This is a genomic window from Oleiphilus sp. HI0125, from assembly GCF_001635355.1.
In genome coordinates, this window is sequence record NZ_LWGF01000446.1 from 1 (window position 1) to 339 (window position 339).

At 47.2% G+C, this 339-nt stretch carries 1 protein-coding gene; it reads right to left on the bottom strand.

The window, feature by feature from the left end; translation table 11 throughout:
• The coding region (locus A3762_RS05990; RefSeq protein WP_068754525.1) for a (2Fe-2S)-binding protein at nt 1-339 on the bottom strand (339 nt) is incomplete at both ends.

A 339-nucleotide genomic window follows, 5' to 3' on the forward strand; every position in this document is an offset into this window, starting at 1 on the left:
CACATCGATATCATCGTCAGATGGATTTGAATTACCCGCTAATAACGCACTAGCAGACATAATTTGTCCCGGCTGACAGTAACCACACTGAGGGACATTGTGCTTAACCCATGCGCTCTGAACAGGATGCAAACTTTCGCCGTCGGACAGACCTTCAATCGTTGTAATCTGTTGCCCTTCAACAGCAGACACTGGTGTAATACACGAACGAACTGCTTGGCCATTCAAATGCACAGTACAGGCCCCGCACAAGCCCATACCACAACCAAACTTAGTGCCCGTCATTTCAAGCGTGTCACGAATAAACCATAATAAAGGCGTATCTGCGTCTACGTTAAC